General features: G+C 60.9%; 11 protein-coding genes and 1 pseudogene. 4 read left to right on the top strand and 8 right to left on the bottom strand.

What is annotated here, in order from left to right:
* The first annotated feature begins 384 nt into the window (after positions 1-384).
* Positions 385-1,877, top strand: a pseudogene (locus M0746_RS26570) (YifB family Mg chelatase-like AAA ATPase).
* On the opposite strand, the gene M0746_RS26565 reads toward M0746_RS26570, so the two are convergent.
* The 3 genes from M0746_RS26565 to M0746_RS26555 form a co-directional block, all read right to left on the bottom strand.
* Positions 1,874-3,088, bottom strand: a complete 1,215-nt coding sequence (locus M0746_RS26565; RefSeq protein WP_258451181.1) for an aldose 1-epimerase family protein — start codon at positions 3,086-3,088, stop codon at positions 1,874-1,876. The pseudogene M0746_RS26570 and the gene M0746_RS26565 overlap by 4 nt on opposite strands.
* A gap of 219 nt (positions 3,089-3,307) precedes the next feature.
* Positions 3,308-5,284: a methyl-accepting chemotaxis protein gene (locus M0746_RS26560; RefSeq protein WP_258451180.1), complete on the bottom strand. Its 1,977-nt coding sequence runs from the start codon at positions 5,282-5,284 to the stop codon at positions 3,308-3,310.
* Between the two features lie 190 nt (positions 5,285-5,474).
* Positions 5,475-6,395 (bottom strand): LysR substrate-binding domain-containing protein, encoded by a 921-nt coding sequence (locus M0746_RS26555; protein WP_258451179.1) that lies wholly within the window; start codon positions 6,393-6,395, stop codon positions 5,475-5,477.
* A gap of 156 nt (positions 6,396-6,551) precedes the next feature.
* On the opposite strand from M0746_RS26555, the gene M0746_RS26550 reads away from it, so the two are divergent.
* Positions 6,552-7,946, top strand: coding sequence for a NorM family multidrug efflux MATE transporter (locus tag M0746_RS26550; RefSeq protein WP_258451178.1), 1,395 nt, complete (start codon positions 6,552-6,554; stop codon positions 7,944-7,946).
* Positions 7,947-8,073: 127 nt separating this feature from the next.
* Here M0746_RS26550 and M0746_RS26545 read toward each other — a convergent pair whose 3' ends face one another.
* On the bottom strand, positions 8,074-9,747 hold the full coding sequence (locus M0746_RS26545) for a putative bifunctional diguanylate cyclase/phosphodiesterase (protein WP_258451177.1): 1,674 nt from the start codon (positions 9,745-9,747) through the stop codon (positions 8,074-8,076).
* 271 nt (positions 9,748-10,018) lie between these two features.
* On the opposite strand from M0746_RS26545, the gene rep reads away from it, so the two are divergent.
* Positions 10,019-12,028: a DNA helicase Rep gene (rep, locus tag M0746_RS26540; RefSeq protein ID WP_206414469.1), complete on the top strand. Its 2,010-nt coding sequence runs from the start codon at positions 10,019-10,021 to the stop codon at positions 12,026-12,028.
* 57 nt (positions 12,029-12,085) lie between these two features.
* A complete protein-coding gene (locus M0746_RS26535; RefSeq protein WP_203419986.1) occupies positions 12,086-12,658 on the top strand; it encodes a xanthine phosphoribosyltransferase in 573 nt (190 codons plus the stop codon).
* A gap of 132 nt (positions 12,659-12,790) precedes the next feature.
* Here M0746_RS26535 and M0746_RS26530 read toward each other — a convergent pair whose 3' ends face one another.
* From M0746_RS26530 to alr, 4 genes are all read right to left on the bottom strand, one after another.
* Complete coding sequence (locus M0746_RS26530) at positions 12,791-14,713, bottom strand: acetyl-CoA hydrolase/transferase C-terminal domain-containing protein (protein ID WP_258451176.1); 1,923 nt, start codon at positions 14,711-14,713, stop codon at positions 12,791-12,793.
* A gap of 389 nt (positions 14,714-15,102) precedes the next feature.
* Positions 15,103-15,516: a c-type cytochrome gene (locus M0746_RS26525; protein WP_342454970.1), complete on the bottom strand. Its 414-nt coding sequence runs from the start codon at positions 15,514-15,516 to the stop codon at positions 15,103-15,105.
* A gap of 181 nt (positions 15,517-15,697) precedes the next feature.
* Positions 15,698-16,246: a cupin domain-containing protein gene (locus M0746_RS26520; protein ID WP_016772566.1), complete on the bottom strand. Its 549-nt coding sequence runs from the start codon at positions 16,244-16,246 to the stop codon at positions 15,698-15,700.
* A gap of 88 nt (positions 16,247-16,334) precedes the next feature.
* On the bottom strand, positions 16,335-17,408 hold the full coding sequence (gene alr / locus M0746_RS26515; protein ID WP_258451175.1) for an alanine racemase: 1,074 nt from the start codon (positions 17,406-17,408) through the stop codon (positions 16,335-16,337).
* Positions 17,409-17,413 lie beyond the last annotated feature (5 nt).

The raw sequence follows: 17,413 nt of genomic DNA, 5'->3' as shown, positions 1-17,413 counted from the left end.
AATAAAAAAGGCGTCCGATGGACGCCTTTTCAATATTTTTGAGGAGTAGTCGCAGCGATTCTTTAGCTCCAGGCTTTACGGCCTTGGGTTCAGAATCCGACAGGCTAGCCCATCGTCACTACTTCAGCGAAACCAGCTTCTCTGCTGCCGAAAATGCGGGGGAGCTTTTGCTGGTGCCCAGTCCCGACGAATGCGCAGTTGCAGCCCTCAAGCGGAATGATCCGTCAATGCCGGTGCAGAGTCAACGCTCCAATTTACGCAAGCAGTGACAGCCCATCGGGTTTTGATACGTCTTGTAAACCTCTATTCGACCACCGAGACCCGGCTCAACTACCCTTCAAAAACCCGCAGGAAGCGGCCCCCGATTCAGCTCAAGGAACGACCATGTCCCTCTCCATCGTCCACAGCCGCGCCCAGATTGGCGTGGAAGCCCCCGCTGTCACCGTCGAAGTCCATCTGGCTAACGGTTTGCCATCGCTGACCATGGTCGGGCTGCCCGAGGCGGCGGTGAAGGAGAGCAAGGACCGGGTGCGCAGCGCGATCATTAATTCCGGGCTGCAGTTTCCGGCGCGGCGGATCACTTTGAATCTGGCCCCGGCGGATCTGCCCAAGGATGGCGGGCGATTCGATCTGGCGATTGCCTTGGGGATTCTCTCGGCGAGTGTGCAGGTGCCGTGCCTGACGCTGGATGAGGTGGAGTGTCTGGGCGAACTGGCGTTGTCTGGCGCGGTACGGCCGGTGCGTGGCGTCCTGCCGGCAGCTCTGGCGGCGCGCAAGGCTGGGCGCGCGTTAGTGGTGCCGCGAGCGAATGCGGAAGAGGCGTGTCTGGCTTCGGGACTTAAGGTGTTTGCGGTCGATCACTTGCTGGAAGCGGTGGCGCATTTCAACGGGCATACGCCGGTTGAGCCTTATATCTCTGACGGCTTGATGCATGCCAGCAAGCCTTATCCCGACTTGAATGAAGTGCAGGGTCAGATGGCAGCCAAACGTGCGTTGCTGATTGCTGCGGCCGGGGCGCATAACCTGCTGTTCAGCGGGCCTCCGGGTACCGGTAAAACATTGTTGGCAAGTCGTCTGCCGGGGCTTTTGCCGCCGCTGGCCGAGAGTGAAGCGCTGGAGGTCGCGGCGATCCAGTCGGTCGCCAGCGGTGCGCCGCTGACCCATTGGCCGCAGCGCCCCTTTCGCCAGCCGCACCATTCGGCATCCGGGCCGGCACTGGTCGGTGGCAGCTCGAAACCGCAACCCGGAGAAATCACTCTCGCCCATCACGGCGTGTTGTTTCTCGACGAACTGCCGGAGTTTGATCGCAAGGTACTCGAGGTTTTGCGCGAGCCGTTAGAGTCCGGGCACATCGTGATTGCCCGAGCCAAGGATCGCGTGCGGTTTCCCGCGCGGTTTCAGTTGGTGGCGGCGATGAATCCCTGTCCCTGTGGATATCTTGGCGAGCCGAGCGGCAAGTGCTCGTGCACACCGGACATGGTCCAGCGCTATCGCAACAAACTGTCGGGGCCGCTGCTGGACCGGATCGATTTGCACCTGACCGTGGCGCGCGAAGCGACGGCTCTGAACCCGCAGGTCAAGCCGGGCGAAGACAGTGCCAGCGCTGCCGCGTTGGTTGCCGAGGCCCGTGAACGACAGCAAAAAGGCAGGGCTGCGCCAATGCCTTTCTCGATTTGCCGGGACTGAAACGCCATTGCAAGTTATCCACAGCCGATGAAACCTGGCTGGAAACCGCCTGCGAACGCCTGACCCTGTCGCTACGCTCGGCCCATCGCTTGCTCAAGGTCGCCCGTACGCTGGCGGACCTCGAGCAAGCCGACGCCATCAACCGTGAGCACTTGGCCGAGGCGCTGCAATATCGGCCGGCGACACCTTAGTGTGCGGTCAGATCAACCAGCGGCGTTTGCCGAACTTCGGTTTCACGCCCCGCCTGGATTTCATTGACACGCTTCAGGGCGTTATCCACAGCGCCCTTGTCCGCGAGCAGGCTGTAACTGATCTGGAACTGCTGGCTGGCTTTCGGGGCAATGGTCGGCACCAGTTTCAGCGGACGCTGATAGCGGCGGTTGTAGGAAAAACTCGTCCCCGGTTCCAGGCCAGTGACATAGCCCTGCCCTTGGGTATCGGTATTTTTCCACAGGGAGAACACCGGCAGCTGCGCGGTATTGAAGCCGACCGAGACGCCAAGACTACCGGCCTTGTTATGCAGCACAGTCAGCGTTTGTCCCTTGGCATCGGCGTAGGGCACGACGTTGTAGACAGTTTCGTCGTAGTCCTTGGTCGGCTCGCGATAGGTCTGCCAGTCGGGCAGATCGCCCTTGGCCTTGTCGTTGAACGGCGAGACCTGTTTGACCGGCGCGGCAAATCGGGCGCCTTGCTCAAGAAATGGCGTGCTGAAATTGCTGTGATACAGCGCCTGATATTCCTTCGGATAATCGCCATTGTTGGTCAGCGTATCGTTGAGACTGAAGGCGGCGCTGCCTGGGACCGTGACCAGTTCGGTGGCCACGGAGAAGTCGACTTTCTTGAACGCCTGCTCCTTCAACTCGCCACGCAGGCTGATGGCATAGGGCGGTTTTTCGTCGATGTGCAGGGTGACGGTACTGGCCGGGATGTTGGCGGCGCGACCGTGCAGAGTCAAAAGTTCACCATTGTCCATGCCCGGATGGCCAACCCATTCATAACCACAGCGGGTCACCAGTTCGTTGAAACCTTCCAGCCAGCCCAGACCACCGCGTCCGTTGAGTTCGATGAAGGCTGGGTTGACCACCTCCTTGACCGGCGAATCCCAGCCCATGCGCACGTCGCCGACGGATGCCTGCAAGACGTTCATGCCACGGGTCGGCACTACGGAAAGTTTCATGGTGCCGTTATCAATATCGACGATGCTCACGCCTTCCTGCCGGCCGCCGTGCAGGGTGCGCAGGCTGACAGAAAAGGGCTTGTCGGTTTTCACGCCCAGTTGCGCACTGGTGATGGTCCAGTTTTGCGCGGGCTTGTTGCTATCGAGCAGGACGTAATCCCAAGCCATGGCGTGGGAAGCAGCAGAGAGTGCGCCGAGTGCGACGGCGAGTTTGAGCGGGGTCATGGCAGCAGCCTTTATTGGAGTTGTGCCATTTTTATAGCGCTGCGGAAACGTTTCAGCAAGTGTATTAGATCGACAGATCGCATGTTCTGCCGAAGATCTTCATTGACGCAATCGCGAGCAGGCTCGTTCCCACAGGGGATCCGGGTTTTCACAAAATCTGTGAATCACACCGAACACTGTGGAAGCGAGCCTGCTCGCGAAAGCTATTTCAAACGCGCATCAACGAAAGCGATCAACCTCGGAACGCAAGTCCGCCGCCAGTTTCTCAAGCTCTTTGGCGGTTACCGCCAGATTGGAAACCACTTCGCGTTGTTCACTGTTAGCCAAAGCAATGCTCTGCAAGTTACTGCTCAACAATGTCGCGGTGCTGCTCTGCTCCTGCGTCGCCGTAGTGATCGCGGCAAACTGCTGGCCGGCCGAACGGCTCTGCTCATCGATACGCGCCAGCGCCGAGGCGACATTGGCGTTGCGCGACAGGCCTTCCTGCATCAGCACATTTCCCTGCTCCATGGTGCTGATCGCGTTGCCGGTTTCCTGCTGGATGCTGTGGATCATGCTGGAAATTTCATCGGTGGCCTGACGGGTGCGCGAGGCCAGGCTGCGCACTTCGTCGGCGACTACGGCAAAGCCGCGACCTTGCTCACCGGCACGCGCCGCTTCGATCGCCGCGTTGAGTGCCAGCAGGTTGGTCTGCTCGGCGATCGAGGTAATGACACCGACGATGCCGCCGATTTCCTGGGAACGCTGACCGAGGGTATTGATGACGGTGGCGGTGCTGTTGAGAGCGCCTGCGATTTGTTCCAGCGAGGACGAGGCTTCTTCCATCGAGCTGCGGCCGATCTGCGTCTGCTGAGCGTTCTCCTGGGCCAGACGCTGGGTGGCGCTCATGTTGTCGGCGATGTTCAGCGAGGTCGCGCTGAACTCTTCCACCGCGCCGGCCATGCTGGTGATCTCGCCGGACTGCTGCTCCATGCCGTCATAAGCCCCTCCGGACAAACCGGAGAGCGCCTGCGCTCGGCTGTTGACCTCTTCGGAAGAGCGGCGGATGTGCTCGACCATGGTCGACAAGGCCTGGCTCATCTGGTTGAACGCACGGGACAACTGACCGATTTCATCGTTGCTCGACACGTTCAGACGCACGCTCAGATCACCTGCGCCCAAGGCTTCAGCCTGACGCACCAGGTCACTCAACGGCGCCAGTTTGCTGCGCAGCAGCCAGACCACCGAACCGACCGCCAGCAACATCGCCAGCAGGCTACCAATCGCCAGTTGCGTGCCGACGCTCCAGGTCACGGCGCGAATCTCGGCTTTCGGCATGCTCGCCACCACCGACCACGGGCCACCTTCGAACGGCACGGCAATGCTGTAGAAATCTTCGCCTTGGTCGCTCCAGAATTCGCCTTTGCCCGGGGTTTTCACCAGTGCGTTGATGGCTGGCACTGCCTGGTCCAGCGACTCTACACCGGCGATCGGCACCAGCCATTTGTTCTGCTCGTCGAGCAGGGCCAGCGAGCCGGTCTGGCCGATGCGGAAACGCTTGAGATTGGCGAACTGGGCGTTCTGCGCATCGGTGTAATCGAAGCCGACGTACAGCACAGCAATGATCTTGCCGCTGCCATCGCGCACCGGCGTGTACTGCGACATGTAATAGCGCTCGAACAGCAGCGAGCGGCCGACGTAACTCTGCCCCGCCATCAACTTCGCGTAAGCCGGGTTGGCATGATCGAGCACGGTGCCGATGGCGCGGGTGCCGTCCTGCTTGCTGACGTTGGTGCTGACGCGAATGAAGTCTTCGCCGCTGCGCACGAACACCGTGGCCACACCGGCGGTCATCTGCTTGAACTCGTCGACTTCCTTGAAGTTGTTGTTCAGCACTTCGTTGCCCAGATGCAGGCCCGGGGTCTGCACGCCGGCCACGGTTACGGGCTGGTCAGGGTGCACGCTCAAGCCGCTGCCAAAGCGCTTCTCGAACAAGCCGCTCAGGCGCAGGGTGCTTTCGCGCAGCGTGCCGTGGAACGTGCTCAGTTGGTCGGCCAGCAGCCGCGCCTCACTGGCCAGATGCTCTTCACGGGTGGCGAGGTTGGCAGAGTCCAGCGAACGCAGGGCGAACACCGTACTGCCGCTGATGACAATCGCCAGTATCACGGCGAGGGCGAGGCCCAGCTGCGAGGCGATCCGAGCACGAGGTTGAGACATGAACAGCTCCTGGCCGAGCCACCGAATCCTCCTTGATCGCGGTAAATGCCCGGAAAAATATTCTAATAATGGGGGTGCAGCGTGGAACCGGCACGACGGTTCCACTTGCTCATAGTCGGCGGTGAATCCGAATACTTGAGCGCGCAACGTGGGTATGGCGTAAGGCCTGCATTGTCGCCGCTCCAACGTTTCAGCTCAAGCGCGCCACAGCTGGCAGTTCCATGGCGCGGACTTCGCCTTGCAGGAAATCGCTGAGGCGGCGCAAACGTTCACCTCCCGGACGGGTTTTCGGCCACACCAGGTAATAACTCAGGCCGCTGGCGACCGCCGTCGGCCACGGCAGGCTCAGGCGTCCCTGGGCGACATCTTCGGCGACCATCAGCAAATCGCCCATCGACACACCGTAACCGCGCGCCGCAGCAATCATCCCCAGCTCGAGGGTATCGAACACCTGCCCGCCCTTGAGTGACACCTGGTCCGACAACCCCATGCATTCCAGCCAACTGCGCCAGTCGCGACGGTCGGGGGTCGGATGAAGCAATTCGGTGCTGGCCAGCCGCGCCACGTCCCACGGCTGGTCGTTGAGCAGATTGGGCGCGCCGACCGGGATCAGCTCTTCGGCAAACAACAGGCTGGCTTCCCAGTCCGGCGGAAAATGGCCGTCGCTCAGCAGCACCGCGCAATCGAACGGCTCGTCATTGAAATCCACCGAATCGATGTCCATCCACGCACTGGTCAGTTGCACTTCGTTGCCTGGTTGCAGATGGCGGAAGCGACTCAGGCGCGCCAGCAGCCAGCGCATGGTCAGAGTCGATGGCGCTTTCATGCGCAGGATGTCGTCTTCGGCACGCAGGGTGTTGCAGGCGCGCTCCAGCGCGGTGAAACCTTCGCGAATACCCGGCAATAAAAGCCGCGCGGCTTCGGTCAGTTGCAGATTGCGCCCGCTGCGCTGAAACAACCGACAGGCAAAGTGTTCTTCGAGGGTGCGGATATGTCGACTCACTGCACTCTGGGTAATCGACAACTCTTCAGCAGCGCGGGTGAACGAACTATGCCGCGCCGCCGCTTCGAATGCGCGCAGGGCATACAACGGTGGGAGACGACGGGACATGCAGATAGCTCCGGTGGCGGGATGCGGCCAACTTAGCAGAATTGCCGCAGGATGAGTTTTAATCATGCCACCCATCCTTTTTATCCCTTTGTGCAATCACGCTCACACGCCGAGAATCGACGCTCTCCTGTTCCCTCTGAATCGAGTGGTGATGACATGCAGCATCCTGTGCGTAGCGAACTCTGGGCCATTTTGCGGCTGGCCGGGCCGCTGATCGCTTCGCAGTTGGCGCACATGCTGATGGTGCTGACTGACACATTGATGATGGCTCGCCTGAGCCCCGAGGCCTTGGCGGGTGGCGGTCTGGGTGCAGCGAGCTACTCGTTCGTATCGATTTTCTGCATCGGCGTGATCGCCGCTGTCGGCACGCTGGTGGCGATCCGGCAGGGTGCCGGCGACATCATCGGCGCAGCGCGCCTGACTCAGGCCGGTTTATGGCTGGCGTGGCTGATGGCGCTGGTCGCCGGCCTGTTGTTGTGGAACCTCAAACCGGTGTTGTTGCTGTTCGGCCAGACTGAAACCAACGTTAACGCCGCCGGGCAATTTCTGATCGCCCTGCCCTTCGCCCTGCCGGGTTATCTGAGCTTCATGGCCTTGCGCGGTTTCACCAGCGCCATCGGGCGGGCGACGCCGGTGATGGTCATCAGCCTCGCCGGCACCGTGGCCAACTTCCTGCTCAATTACGCCTTGATTACCGGCATGTTCGGCCTGCCGCAACTCGGGCTGACCGGTATCGGTCTGGTCACGGCAATTGTTGCCAACTGCATGGCGCTGGCGCTGGCCTGGCACATTCGTCGGCATCCGGCTTACGACGCTTACCCGCTGCGTGCCGGGCTGGCGCGGCCCAACCGGCAATACCTGAAGGAGCTGTGGCGCCTCGGCCTGCCGATCGGCGGCACCTATGCGGTGGAAGTCGGTTTGTTTGCCTTCGCCGCGCTGTGCATGGGCACCATGGGCAGTACGCAGATGGGCGCGCATCAGATTGCGCTGCAGATCGTTTCGGTGGCGTTCATGGTGCCGGCCGGCATGTCCTACGCCATTACCATGCGCGTCGGTCAGCATTACGGCGCCGGGCAATTGCTCGATGCGCGCATGTCAGGTCGCGTCGGCATCGCTTTCGGTGCAGTGGTGATGCTCGGTTTTGCCTTGGTGTTCTGGCTATTGCCGAACGAACTGGTCGGGTTGTTCCTTGACCATGACGACCCGGCGTTTGCCGAGGTGATCCGCCTCGCGGTGAGCCTGCTGGCCGTGGCGGCCTGGTTCGAGCTGTTCGATGGCACGCAGACGATCGCGATGGGCTGTATCCGTGGGCTCAAGGATGCCAAGACTACGTTTCTGGTCGGGCTTGCTTGCTACTGGCTGATCGGCGCGCCGGCGGCGTGGTGGATGGCGTTTCACCTGAACTGGGGACCGACCGGGGTCTGGTGGGGACTGGCCCTCGGGTTGGCGTGTGCAGCGGTGAGCCTGACGCTGGCGTTTGAATGGAAAATGCAGCGGATGATTCGGCGCGAGCCGCAATCTCAGGGTTTCAACATCCCTCAGCCTGAATGACATTTACCTCTGTGGGAGCGAGCCTGCTCGCGAATGCGATCGGTCAGTTACATACCTTTTGCCTGACACACCGCTTTCGCGAGCAGGCTCGCTCCCACAGGGTTAGTGGTTACAACCGGGATCGTGTTTAGCTTACGATTTCCAGCGCCGGCTGCTGACTCGATCCAGACACCAGGTACTCCACCAGCTCCGCCAGCGGCAACGGCCGGCTGATCAGGTAACCCTGCACCTGATCGCAGCCAAACCCGCGCAGCAATTGCAACTGCTCGGTGGTTTCCACGCCTTCGGCCACCACTTCCAGATGCAGGTTGTGCGCAAGATTGATCATCGCGTGCACCAGTTTGCGGTTCTCTTCACGCTGTTCCATGCCGCCGACAAAACTTTTGTCGATCTTCAGCAAGGTGATCGGCAGGCTGTTGAGGTGCACGAATGAGGAGAACCCGGTGCCGAAATCATCCAGCGAAAAGCGCACGCCGAGGCGGCCGAGGGCGTCCATGGTCTGCTTGACCAGATCGCTGCGGCGCATCACCGCGGTTTCGGTCAGTTCGAATTCCAGCCATTGCGCCTCGACGCCACGTTCGAGAATCAGCCGGCTCAGGGTCGGCAACAACTGGCTGTCCTGAAACTGGCGGAACGACAAGTTGATTGCCATGTGCAGCGCTGGCAAGCCTTGCTCGCGCAGCGCTCGCATGTCGCGCAGAGCGCGGGAAATCACCCAATAGCCCAACGGCACGATCAAACCGCTCTGCTCGGCCAGCGGCACGAACTCGCTCGGCGGCAGCAGGCCGCGCTCGCCGTGACGCCAGCGCACCAGAGCTTCGAGGCCGACGATCTGGCCGTCTTCAAGGTTCAGCCGAGGCTGGTAATGCAGCTCCAGCTCATCGCGCCGCAGCGCCCGGCGCAGCTCGCTTTCCAGATCGGCCATGCTCCGCGCGTTGCGGTTGATGCGCTCGTTGAAGATATGAAAGGTGCAGCCTTGGGTACTTTTGGCTTGCTGCATGGCAATGTGCGCGTGCCACATCAGCGGGTCGGCGCCGGCCTGCGCGCGGGCGTGGGCGATGCCGAGGCTGGAGCCGATCAACAGGCTCTCGCCATCGACCCAATACGGTTCGGCCAGTGCTTCGGTGATGCGCTCGGCCATCCACTCGGCCCGCTCGGGCGCGCGGCGGGTGTCGATCAGCAAGGCGAATTCGTCGCTGCCCAGGCGCGCCAGTTGATCACCGGCCTCAAGCTGGCTTTTCAGGCGCGCGACGACTTGCAGGATCAGCCGGTCGCCGGCCTGATGGCCAAGGGCGTCGTTGGCGTGGCGAAAGTTGTCGAGGTCGAGATGCCCGAGAGCCAGACCACGGCCGTCATTTTCCGCCAGACGTGCCGTCAGCAGGGTCTGGAAACCCTGGCGGTTGGCGATACCGGTCAGCGGATCCTGTTCGGCCAGGCGCTGCAAGGTGTTTTCGAGTACCCCGCGCTCGCGCACATGGCGCAGGCAACGGCGCAACATCCCGGCATCGAGGGCATCGAACGCCAGCCAGTCACTGACCCCATCCGGCGCCGTGGCCGGTTCGTGATCGAGCAGCAATACCGTCGGCAGGCTGCAACGGCCCGGGGCCGGTTGCAACGCCGGAATGGTCAACAACACCGCGTGGCGGTTGTCTTCGAACAGGCTGCTGACCGACTCCCAGCTCGGCGCGCTGATCAGCACCGCCGCGCTCCCCATGGGCGCCAGACACTCGCGCAATAACGCTGTCCACGCTGGCTCTTCGGCCAGTAACAGCAAACGCAAGGGCTCGACAGGCGTAGACAAGCTGACTCCCTAGACTCTGCAATGATGTGGGCTGGGCATTATGCCGTTGTGCGAAACATTGACCAATGAGCATGATCACCAAAGCCGGACAAAACGTTATCTTTGGTCACAAACGAGAACATTAGCCGCAAAATCACCGCGCATCCTGCGTGAAAGTAACAAAACCGGCAAATCCGCATCGCGTGCTACGTCACAAGTCGGACAGAGCAGCACAATTCGCTGAGCCTGTTAAAATGCCGGCCCATTTCGTCAACGACTCCCGAATTTTCGTATGTCCCGACTCAATCCCCGGCAGCAAGAAGCCGTGAACTACGTCGGCGGCCCTCTATTGGTGCTCGCCGGTGCTGGCTCCGGCAAGACCAGCGTGATCACGCGCAAAATCGCGCACCTGATCCAGAACTGCGGCATCCGCGCCCAGTACATCGTCGCCATGACCTTTACCAACAAGGCCGCGCGCGAGATGAAAGAGCGGGTCGGCACCCTGCTGCGTGCCGGCGAAGGTCGCGGCCTGACGGTCTGCACCTTCCACAACCTGGGCCTGAACATCATCCGCAAGGAGCATGCGCGGCTGGGCTACAAACCCGGTTTCTCGATCTTCGACGAGACCGACGTCAAAGCCCTGATGACCGACATCATGCAGAAGGAATACGCAGGCGACGACGGCGTCGACGAGATCAAGAACATGATCGGCGCCTGGAAAAACGACCTGATCCTGCCGCCGCAGGCGCTGGAAAACGCGCGCAACCCCAAGGAACAGACCGCCGCCATCGTCTACACCCACTACCAGCGCACGCTCAAGGCGTTCAACGCGGTGGACTTCGACGACCTGATCCTGCTGCCGGTGAAACTCTTCGAAGAACACGCCGACATCCTCGAAAAGTGGCAGAACAAGGTGCGTTACCTGCTGGTCGACGAATATCAGGACACCAACGCCAGCCAGTACCTGCTGGTGAAGATGCTGATCGGCAAGCGCAACCAGTTCACCGTGGTCGGCGACGACGACCAGTCGATCTACGCCTGGCGCGGCGCGCGCCCGGAAAACCTGATGCTGCTCAAGGACGATTACCCGTCGCTGAAAGTGGTGATGCTCGAACAGAACTACCGCTCGACCAGTCGCATCCTGCGCTGCGCCAACGTGCTGATCTCGAACAACCCGCACGAATTCGAGAAGCAGCTGTGGAGTGAAATGGGCCACGGCGACGAGATCCGCGTCATTCGCTGCCGCAACGAGGACGCCGAAGCTGAGCGCGTGGCCATGGAAATCCTCAGCCTGCACTTGCGCACCGACCGCCCGTACAGCGATTTCGCGATTCTCTATCGCGGTAACTATCAGGCCAAACTGATCGAATTGAAGCTGCAGCACCATCAGGTGCCGTATCGCCTGAGCGGCGGCAACAGTTTCTTCGGTCGCCAGGAAGTGAAGGACCTGATGGCCTACTTCCGCCTGATCGTCAACCCGGACGACGACAACGCCTTCCTGCGCGTGATCAACGTGCCGCGCCGCGAAATCGGCTCGACCACCCTGGAAAAACTCGGCAATTACGCCACCGAGCGCAAGATCTCGATGTACGCCGCCACCGATGAAATCGGCCTCGGCGAGCATCTGGACAGCCGCTTCACCGATCGCCTGTCGCGCTTCAAGCGCTTCATGGACAAGGTCCGCGAGCAATGCGCCGGCGAAGATCCGATCTCGGCGCTGCGCAGCATGGTCATGGACATCGACTACGAGAACTGGCTGCGCACCAACAGCTCCAGCGACAAGGCCGCCGACTACCGCATGAGCAACGTCTGGTTCTTGATCGAGGCGTTGAAAAACACCCTCGAAAAAGACGAAGAAGGCGAAATGACCGTCGAGGATGCGATCGGCAAACTGGTGCTGCGCGACATGCTCGAACGTCAGCAGGAAGAAGAGGACGGCGCCGAAGGCGTGCAGATGATGACCTTGCACGCGTCCAAGGGTCTGGAATTCCCGTACGTGTTCATCATGGGCATGGAAGAGGAAATCCTCCCGCACCGCTCCAGCATCGAAGCCGACACCATCGAAGAAGAACGCCGCCTGGCCTACGTGGGCATCACCCGCGCCCGTCAGACCCTGGCGTTTACTTTCGCCGCCAAGCGCAAGCAGTACGGCGAAATCATCGACTGCGCACCGAGCCGCTTTCTCGATGAACTGCCGCCGGACGATCTGGCCTGGGAAGGCAACGACGACACCCCGACCGAAGTCAAAGCCGTGCGCGGCAATAACGCTCTGGCCGACATACGCGCGATGTTAAAGCGCTAGAATTGACCCCTTTTTACTAGACCTTCGGCGCACCAGGCGCCAAATGAGGACAGCTTCATGGAAGCATTGCAGCAGAAAATCCGCGAACAAGGCATTGTGCTTTCCGACCAGGTCCTGAAGGTCGACGCCTTCCTGAACCACCAGATCGACCCGGCCCTGATGAAGCTGATCGGCGACGAATTCGCCGCGCTGTTCAAGGACTCGGGCATCACCAAGATCGTCACCATCGAAGCGTCGGGCATTGCCCCGGCGATCATGACCGGTCTGAACCTCGGCGTGCCGGTGATCTTCGCCCGCAAGCAGCAGTCCCTGACCCTGACTGAAAACCTGCTGTCGGCGACCGTCTACTCGTTCACCAAGAAGACCGAAAGCACCGTGGCGATTTCCCCACGCCACCTGACCAGCAGCGACCGCGTGCTGATCATCGACGACTTCCTGGCCAACGGTAAGGCTTCCCAGGCGCTGATCTCGATCATCAAACAGGCCGGCGCCACCGTGGCCGGTCTGGGCATCGTCATCGAGAAGTCGTTCCAGGGCGGCCGCGCCGAGCTGGATTCGCAGGGCTACCGCGTCGAGTCGCTGGCCCGCGTCAAGTCGCTGAAGGATGGCGTCGTCACCTTCATCGAATAAACCAGCAGCACCGCAATATCCCTGTGGGAGCGAGCCTGCTCGCGAATGCTTAGGGTCAGTCGACATCTTGATTGACTGATACACCGCTTTCGCGAGCAGGCTCGCTCCCACAGTGGGTTTTGCGCTGGGCATTTATTGCGCGGTGGCTTTGAGGCCGGTGAGCAACAGGCGTTGGAAAAGCTCTTCTTTCAGGCCTTCGGGGTTTGTGAGCTGCATCCGTTCCAGATGTTCCGGAAACGCTGATGCCTCCGGCGCATCCAGCGCTGCCTTGCCCAGTTCCAGTATTTCGGTCAGCTTGAATTTGCTCTTCAGCCAGTTCAGCGCGCGCAGCAGATCCCGCTCGATCGCGGTGAAATCACAGCCCAGCGGATACTCCGGAAACAGATTCGGATGCCGTGCGGCGATCGCCTGCAAGCGCTGCGGTGTGTTGTCGGCAAAACGCGGATCGAGGCGGAAATCCTTCGGCAGCTTGCCGACCTTTTGCGCCTGTTCGATCAGCCCCGGCTGGAAGCGCGAGTCGCTGATATTGAGCAGCGCTTCGATCACCGCCGCGTCGGGCTTGCCGCGCAGATCGGCGATGCCGTATTCGGTGACGACGATATCGCGCAGATGTCGCGGAATCGTGCAATGGCCATATTCCCAGACGATATTCGAACTGACCTCGCCGCCCGACTCGCGCCAGCTGCGCAGGATCAGGATCGAACGTGCGTCATGCAGTGCATGGCCTTGGGCGACGAAGTTGTACTGCCCGCCAACGCCGCTGAGCACGCGGCCGTCCGCAAGTTGATCAGCCACCCCGGCGCCGAGCAGGGTCATGGTGAACACGGTGTTGATAAATCGCGCATCGAGGCGCTGCAAACGCTTGAGCTCTTCTTGTCCGTACAACTCGTTGATGTAGCTGATGCGGGTCATGTTGAATTCGAGCAGTTTGCTTTGCGGCAGCTCACGCAAACGCTCATAAAAACTGCACGGGCCGAGAAAGAAGCCACCATGCACGCAGATGCCGTCGGGCTGCGCTGCCTCGTCAAGGGTGCCGGCGTTGGCCTGCTGCTGCGTCGGCACGTCGGGGTAGACCTTGCGCCGAATAATTCCCGCCTCGGCCAGCACCAGCAGACCGTTGACGAACATTTCACTGCAGCCATACAAACCTTTGGCGAACGGTGCGGTGCCGCCCTCACGCTCGATCAGTTGCGCCCACTGGCTCAGATTGACGTCATCAAGCAACGCCCGATAACCGACGTTGTCAGCCTGACGGGCGAGCAACGCCGCGGTCAGCGCATCGCCCATCGAACCGATACCAATCTGCAGCGTGCCGCCGTCGCGCACCAGGGTGCTGGCATGTAAACCGATGAAGTGATCCTGGAAACCGACGGGCATGTTCGGCGTCGAGAACAGCGTGCTGCTGTCCTTCTCGTCGATCAGCAAATCAAAGGTGTCGATGTCGACTTCGGCATCCCCGGGCATGTACGGCAGATCGGTGTGAACCTGGCCGACCAGCACAATCGTCTCGCCAGCTTCGCGGCGTTTGGCGATCATTGGCAACAAGTCGAGGGTGATGTCCGGGTTGCAGCTCAGGCTCAGGCGGTCCGGGTGTTCACTGCTGCTGGCGAGCAATTGCGCGACCAGATTCAGGCCGGCGGCGTTGATGTCGCGGGCAGCATGGCTGTAGTTGCTGCTGACGTAATCCTGCTGGGCCGGGGCGCTGTTGAGCAGACTGCCGGGCTGCATGAAAAACTGCTGGACGCGGATGTTGGCGGGCAGGCTGTCGCGCTGCAGCTCGGCGAGAAAATCAAACTCGGGGTAATCACCGAAAACCCGTTCGACAAAGGGTTCGATAAAGCGCTTGTGCAAACCATCGCCCAGACTCGGCCGTCCCAGACACAGCGCGGTGTAGATCGTCAGCTGGCGCTCGGGCAGGTCCTTGATGCGCCGGTACAGCACGTTGACGAAGTGGTTGGGCTTGCCCAGCCCCAGCGGCAGGCCCATGTGGATATGCGCTGGCAAGCGTGCGAGCACGTCATCCACTGCCTGTTCGATCGAACACAACTGCACCATCTGAAGCCTCCCGCCCGTTCCGTTGATAGGGGTAGACCGAGATTGCCTTGAGTTTGCTGCAAAGGACAGCCCAAAGTCCTGGACGATTGTCGGCCACGGGAGTTCTTTATAGCTGGAGATCGCTTGCCCTCACCTAGCCCTCTCCCGGAGGGAGAGGAGACTGAATGGGGGATATTGAAGAGATACACCGACTTGAAAATGATGTGCTGAATCCATAATCGCTAAGGTCATTCAGGTCGATGTAGAGTGCCAGACACCTCGATCGGCCCCCTCTCCCTCCGGGAGAGGGCTGGGGTGAGGGTCAGGGTTTTGAATTAATCGAAAGAGCAAAAACCACAAGCACAAAAAAACCGTCCGAAGACGGTTTTTTACGTCCAGAGCGCCGCTGATTACAGACCGGACATCTCTTTGATCGCACCCTTGAGCTCATCATCGGTGCAATCAGCGCAGGTGCCTTTCGGTGGCATGGCGTTGATGCCGGTAATGGCTTTGGCGAGGATGCCGTCCAGACCACCCTGGTGATCAGCCCGCTCTTTCCAGGCGGCCTTGTCGCCGATTTTCGGCGCGCCCAGCAGGCCGCTGCCGTGGCACGCGTTGCAGTGCTTGGCGATCACGTCTTTAGGCGCCTTGGCTCCACCACCGCCGCCAGCGCTTGCAACCACTTCCATCCCTTTGCATTCCTGCCCCTGAACACACACCTGGCCGACCGGCTCGAGGCGTTTGGCAATGTCGTCGTTAGTCGCAGCTTGAGCGCTGACAGCCCAGAGGGCCAGTACGGTTGCTGGTGCAGCCAGCATTTTCATAATTAGGTTCACGCGTTCACCCTCAATGGTGGCTATTCACGCCTGCGGCCACGGTTCGCAGGCGGGCGCAAGTATAGCGGGTAGCCCGCCACACTGAAACAACCCCATTTTTAAAGGGGTCTTGTTGCGCATCGTCAAACGGTTCGGGCGCCTTGGCCATCAGGGCCTGGCGCCTCTTGCTCTAGAAATTCGCCGGTGTGGCTGCGCTGATCAGTCGCGCAGGCACATCGAAAGGATTACGGAAACGATGCGGCTTGGTACTTTCAAAATAGTAGCTGTCGCCGGCTTCGAGGATAAAAGTTTCCAGGCCGACCACCAGTTCCAGCCGACCTTCGACCAGAATCCCGGTTTCCTCGCCTTCGTGGGTGAGCATTTCTTCGCCGGTATCAGCGCCCGGCGGGTAGATTTCATTGAGGAAGGCGATGGCCCGGCTGGGGTGCGCGCGGCCGACCAGCTTCATGGTCACGGCGCCGTCGGAAATGTCGATCAGCTCGTTGGCCTTGTAGACGATCTGGGTCGGCTGATCTTGCAGGATCTCTTCGGAAAAGAACTCGACCATGGACATGGGAATGCCGCCGAGCACTTTTCTCAGCGAACTGATCGAAGGGCTCACGCTGTTCTTTTCGATCATCGAAATGGTGCTGTTGGTGACGCCCGCGCGTTTGGCGAGTTCGCGCTGGGAAAGCCCTTTGAGCTTGCGGATCGATTGCAGTCGTTCACCGACGTCCAAGGCGGGAGCCTCCTGATGTTGTAAGAATATTGAGCGTTATCATGGCGACAGCGTTCAGTATTTACAACACTCGGTCCCCGCGCTCGCGTCAAGCCTCGGAATAGAGCCTTGGCACCCGGCGCAGGTTGCAGAAGATCTGATAGGGGATGGTATCCGCCCACTGCGCCACGTCGCTGGCGAGGATGTTTTTGCCCCACAACTCGACGGTCGAACCGAGGCCGGCCTCCGGCACGTCGGTGAGGTCAATGCACAGCATGTCCATCGACACGCGCCCCAACAGACGGCTGCGCTGACCAGCCACCAGCACCGGCGTGCCGGTCGGCGCCTGACGTGGATAGCCATCGGCATAACCCATGGCGACCACGCCGATGCGCATCGGCTTGTCGGTGATGAATTTTGCGCCGTAACCGATTGGCTCACCGGCCGGCAACTCACGCACACTGATGACTTTCGATTCCAGGGTCATCACCGGTTGCAGGCGTTCAGCGACGGCGTTGGCTTCTTCGAACGGGGTCGCGCCGTAGAGCATGATGCCAGGGCGAACCCAATCGCTTTGGATGTCTGGCCAGCCAAGCACCGCAGGCGAATTGCGCAGGCTGACTTCTGCCGCCAGGCCCTGGCGCGCTGCCTCGAATACGGCCACCTGATCGGCGCTGCTTTGCGCGTGCAGTTCATCGGCACGGGCGAAGTGGCTCATCAACACGATCTTCGCCACTTTGCCGCTGGCCAGCAGGCGCTGATAGGCGGCCGGGTAGTCTTTTGGGTGCAGGCCGACACGGTGCATGCCGGAGTCGAGCTTCAACCACACCGTGATCGGTTTGCTCAACGCTGCCTGTTCGATGGCTTCGAGCTGCCACAGCGAATGCACCACGCACCAGAAATCATGCTCGACGATCAGCGCCAGCTCATCCGCCTCGAAGAAACCTTCCAGCAGCAACACCGGCGCGCGAATGCCGGCCGCGCGCAACTCCAGCGCCTCTTCGATGCACGCCACGGCAAACCCGTCGGCCTCGGCTTCCAGCGCCTGGGCGCAACGCACCGCGCCATGGCCGTAGGCGTCTGCCTTGATCACCGCCAGCGCTTTCGCGCCGGTGACTTCACGGGCAATTCGGTAGTTGTGGCGCAGGGCTTGAAGGTCGATCAGGGCACGGGCAGGACGCATGGCGG

It is taken from the genome of Pseudomonas sp. S11P7 (assembly GCF_023195435.1).
In the GTDB taxonomy this organism is placed as follows: domain Bacteria; phylum Pseudomonadota; class Gammaproteobacteria; order Pseudomonadales; family Pseudomonadaceae; genus Aquipseudomonas; species Aquipseudomonas fluorescens_G.
The sequence above is the reverse complement of the archived record's forward strand: the minus strand, read 5'-3'. Positions and strand labels throughout refer to the sequence as shown.